This window comes from Streptosporangium sp. NPDC050855 (assembly GCF_044456585.1).
Lineage (GTDB): Bacteria > Actinomycetota > Actinomycetes > Streptosporangiales > Streptosporangiaceae > Streptosporangium > Streptosporangium longisporum.
This window is the reverse complement of the sequence record NZ_JBITFY010000053.1, coordinates 3,114-7,083: the sequence shown is the minus strand read 5'-3', so window position 1 is coordinate 7,083 and position 3,970 is coordinate 3,114. Positions and strand designations below refer to the sequence as shown.

5 protein-coding genes are annotated in these 3,970 nt (G+C 73.2%); 1 reads left to right on the top strand and 4 read right to left on the bottom strand.

The genetic code is table 11. The annotated features are described in order from the left end of the window. Positions 1-107: 107 nt before the first annotated feature. The 4 genes from ACIBCT_RS40405 to kduI all read right to left on the bottom strand — a co-directional run bounded on the left by ACIBCT_RS40405 (position 108) and on the right by kduI (position 3,020). Positions 108-293 (bottom strand): tautomerase family protein, encoded by a 186-nt coding sequence (locus ACIBCT_RS40405; protein ID WP_344905193.1) that lies wholly within the window; start codon positions 291-293, stop codon positions 108-110. A gap of 392 nt (positions 294-685) precedes the next feature. Beyond that, positions 686-1,453, bottom strand: a complete 768-nt coding sequence (locus ACIBCT_RS40400) for an IclR family transcriptional regulator (protein WP_399197348.1) — start codon at positions 1,451-1,453, stop codon at positions 686-688. Positions 1,454-1,470: 17 nt separating this feature from the next. Further along, positions 1,471-2,208: an SDR family oxidoreductase gene (locus ACIBCT_RS40395; protein WP_399197347.1), complete on the bottom strand. Its 738-nt coding sequence runs from the start codon at positions 2,206-2,208 to the stop codon at positions 1,471-1,473. After that, on the bottom strand, positions 2,208-3,020 hold the full coding sequence (kduI, locus tag ACIBCT_RS40390) for a 5-dehydro-4-deoxy-D-glucuronate isomerase (protein WP_399197346.1): 813 nt from the start codon (positions 3,018-3,020) through the stop codon (positions 2,208-2,210). Before kduI ends, ACIBCT_RS40395 begins: the two co-directional genes overlap by 1 nt. Before the next feature lie 203 nt (positions 3,021-3,223). On the opposite strand from kduI, the gene ACIBCT_RS40385 reads away from it, so the two are divergent. Then, positions 3,224-3,802, top strand: a complete 579-nt coding sequence (locus ACIBCT_RS40385; RefSeq protein ID WP_399197345.1) for a hypothetical protein — start codon at positions 3,224-3,226, stop codon at positions 3,800-3,802. Positions 3,803-3,970 lie beyond the last annotated feature (168 nt).

The window sequence follows — 3,970 nt, the reverse complement described above, 5'->3', positions numbered from 1 at the left end:
GGGCGGGGGGGGCGCGCCGCGCCGCCCCCCCCCCCCCCCCCCCCCCCCCCCCGCCCCCGCCCCCCCCCCCCCCCCCCCCCCCCGCGCCCGGGGATCGGGCCGTCCGGCTATTTGTCGGACTCCAGGACGCCGGCGTTGGCCACGTCGGACTTCTCGATCTCGGTGAAGACGATGCGGACCGCCTCCCTGCGGGCCTTCAGGATGTCCACGGCCGCCTCGGTCAGCGCGGCCACGAACTCGCGACGCTGGTCGAGGGTCCGGCCGGACAGGAGTTCCACGGTGATGTTCGGCATGCCGATCTCCCACGGTCGATAGGATGTTGCACTACATGACATCACATCCCACTACATGGGACAAGCCGATGGCATGGCCCACCCTCGGCCAGCCGGGTGAGCGGGAACGGGCAGGAGCCGAAGGGCACGACGGGAACCGGCACGGACACTCCACGGCCCGGGACCCCGGGAACGGGTCGCGGGACCCCGGAAAGGGACTGGGGACCGAGGAAAGGGACCTAGGGACCCAGGAGAGGGGCCACGGGGCCCCGGGGCGACCTCCGGAGCCCTGCCGGGCGGACCGGGACCCCGGGGACGGGCCCGCCGCGCCAGAAGACGGGCCGAGCCCCTGAAGACGGACCCGGGACCCCGACCGGGTGGAGCGGGCCCCCGGAGGACCGGCGGGGATCGATTCAGCCGTTGAAGGCGGGCGAGGCCGGGGCCCCCAGGGCCGCGGAGACGTCGCGGGCGGCCGAGACCACGTCGGGCGCGAACCGCTCGACGTCGGCCATGCTCACGTCCATCGCCAGGGCCGAGATGGAGATGCCGCCGAGCACCTGGCCGGTGTGGTCGAAGACCGGGGCGCCGACGCACAGGATGCCGGGCAGGTTCTCCTCGTCGTCGACCGAGTAGCCGCGGGAGCGCACCAGCTCCAGGTCGGCGAGCAGGGCCTCGGGTGTCGCCAGCGTCTTGGCGGTCGCGACCGGCATCCCGGCGCGGGCGCAGATCGCACGGACCTCGTCGGCGCTCAGCTGGGCCAGCACCGCCTTGCCGATCGCGGTGCAGTGCAGACGCAGGCTCATCCCGATGCGCGAGGGCATCTGGTAGGGCCGCCGCCCCTCCAGCTTGTCGACGTACACCGCCTCGTCCCCGCTGCGGATCGCGAAGTGCGTGGTGTAGCCGATCCGCTCGTGCAGCGCGTTGAGCGCGCCGGAGGCCTGGCGGGCCGGGTCGAAACGGTTCATGACCCGGCCCGCCAGGGTGAGGATCCGGGGGCCCGGCTCGTAGCCCCCGTGCCCGTCCGGCCGCGCGAACCCCCACTCGACCAGCGACTGCAGGATGCGATGGACGGTCGACTTGGACACTCCCGTCGCCGCGGCTATGTCGGTCACGCGATGGTGCTCGGCGATCGCCTCCAGCACCGCCAGCGCCTTGTCGATGGAACTGCCTTCCCTGACCACGATCGTGAGCCTACTGGTCAGCGTGCCAACCAGCCTCCGTCCACCGCGAGCAGGTGCCCGTTGACGTAGTCGGAGGCCGCGGACGCCAGGAAGACGGCGGCGCCCACCAGGTCCTCGGGCGTCCCCCAGCGACCTGCCGGGATGCGGGATCTGATCTCCGCCTCGCGCGCGGGGTCGTCCCAGAGCCGCTCGGTGTTGCCCGTCCTGATGTAGCCGGGGGCGATCGCGTTGACCTGCACCCCCGAGCCCGCCCACTCGCAGGCCAGCGCCTTGGTGAGCCCGGCGACGCCGTGCTTGGCCGAGGTGTAGCCGACCACGTTGACGCCCCCCTGGTGGGAGAGCATGGAGGCGATCATGATGATCTTCCCGGAGCCCCGGGCGAGCATCCGCGTCCCCAGGGTCTGGCTGAGCAGGAAGACCGCGTCGAGGTTGACGTCCAGCACCTCCCGGAAGGACTCGTAGGGGTGTTCGGAGGCCGGGGCCCTGCGGATGATCCCGGCGTTGTTCACCAGCACGTCGACCGGGCCCAGCCGCGCGGCCGCCTCGGGGACGGCTCCGGGGTCGGACAGGTCGAGGATCCACCGGGAGGCCTGCCTGCCGGTCTTGCGCACCTCGGCCTCGACCTCGTCGAGGTCGTCGTCGCGGCCGTGCAGCACGATGTCGGCCCCGGCCGCGGCCAGGCCCACCGCGAGCGCGCGCCCGATCCCGGTCCGCGCGCCGGTGACGAGCGCGGTCCTGCCCTCCAGCGAGAACATCAGCGCATCTCGCCGATCTCGACCTGCTCCATGTCCTCGAAGGCCTGGTTCTCCCCGCCCATGGCCCAGACGAACGAGTAGCTCTTCGTGCCGAAGCCGCAGTGCACCGACCAGGACGGGGAGACGACCGCCTGCCGGTCGGCGACTACCAGGTTGCGCGTCTCGTCGGGCCGTCCCATCAGGTGGATCACCCGCTCGCCCGGTGGCAGGTCGAAGTAGAGGTAGACCTCGGTCCTGCGCTCGTGGGTGTGGCAGGGCATGGTGTTCCACATGCTGCCGGGCTCCAGCACGGTCACGCCGAGCACCAGCTGGCAGCTCCGGATGCCCTTGGCGTGGACGTACTTGTAGATCGTGCGCTCGTTGGAGCCGTCCCGGCCGCCCAGCCGTACCGGCTCGGCGTCGTCCAGGGTCGCCGCGACGGTCGGGAACGTGGCGTGCGCGGGCGTGGAGACCAGGTAGAACGCGTCGCCCTCGAACTCCACCTCGCGGGCGCCCCTGCCGACGTAGACGCACTCCTTGGGGGCCAGGGGGTACGCGGTGCCGTCCACGGTCACCGTGCCCGGCCCGCCCACGTTGACCACGCCTAGCTCCCGGCGCTCCAGGAAGTACTCCGACCGAAGCGGGTCGGGGGTGTGCAGTCTCAGCGGCCCGTCCTCCGGCATGGCGCCGCCGACCACGATGCGGTCCTCGTGCGAGTAGAGCAGGCGGACCTCGCCGGGCACGAAGAGCTGCTCCGCCAGGAAGCGGCGGCGTAGCCAGTCGGTGCTCGCCCCGGCGATCTGGTCGGGCGCCGTGGCGTGACGTACCTCCATCGACCCTCCATCGTTCTATTACATGAAATTAGAGGCTGCTACATAGAACATTTCGAGCATACAACGACACCCCCGCCCGCGCACCGGTCGCGTGCCCGCAAGACCCGCGTTCTGCGGGAAATCGCCTCTCCCGCCGACCCCTTCCCGCAGAACGCGGGTCCTGCGGACATGGCATCCCTTCGGCACGGGAGGAAAGGCCGGCCATGACCGGTGGCACACCGACGGCGATCCGCCTGGCGGCGGCGGGCACGGCTCTGGCGGCCCTCTTCACCGGGAGCGGGACGGCCCTGGCCGGTACGGGAGCGGACGCGGGCACCACCGGGACGGCACGGATCCCCGGCGGCACCGTGCCCGCGGCGACGGCCGGCCTCACCGGGCAGGGCGCCACGGCGGTACGGATCCCGAGGAACTTCCTGCCGCACGAGGCCCAGGCCCGCAGGCCGGTGAGGTACTCCAGGGAGGAGAAGTGGACGATCCGCGACGGGGTGCGCGGCCCCCTGGAGATCGAGCCGTGCGGTCCGCGCCGGGGGCACCGGGCCGCGCGGATCTCCGCCCGGGGCCACGACGTCCGGGGCTACGACGCCGAGGGCGTGCGGCCCGCCGTCGGCGGGCAGCGGACCGTCGTACGCCGGGACCGGGCATTGGCGATCCACACGCCGGCGGGCGAGCACGGCAGGGTGCGCGACTCCGGCTTCACCCGGCCGCCGAAGAACGCCGAAGGACGCCGAGAGGACGCCGAGAGGACGGCGGCCGGGGTCTGCTCGCTCCCCGGCCCGTGCTGACGGCTCTTCGCGACTCTTCGCGACTCTTCGCGACTCCTCGCGACACGCTTCCGTGGGGGGGGCGGGCCGCCCCCCCCCCCGGGGGGGGCGGGGCGGCCCGCCCCCCCCCGGGGCGTTCAACGGACCGCGGCGGGTGGTGTGGCTCACCCCGCCCCCCACCGTCCTGCG

Excerpts from the sequence above, each read along its gene's own strand:
- ACIBCT_RS40405 (WP_344905193.1), bottom strand. The coding sequence starts at position 293 with ATGCCGAACATCACCGTGGAACTCCTGTCCGGCCGGACCCTCGACCAG.
- ACIBCT_RS40395 (WP_399197347.1), bottom strand. The coding sequence starts at position 2,208 with ATGTTCTCGCTGGAGGGCAGGACCGCGCTCGTCACCGGCGCGCGGACC.
- kduI (WP_399197346.1), bottom strand. The coding sequence starts at position 3,020 with ATGGAGGTACGTCACGCCACGGCGCCCGACCAGATCGCCGGGGCGAGC.
- ACIBCT_RS40385 (WP_399197345.1), top strand. The coding sequence starts at position 3,224 with ATGACCGGTGGCACACCGACGGCGATCCGCCTGGCGGCGGCGGGCACG.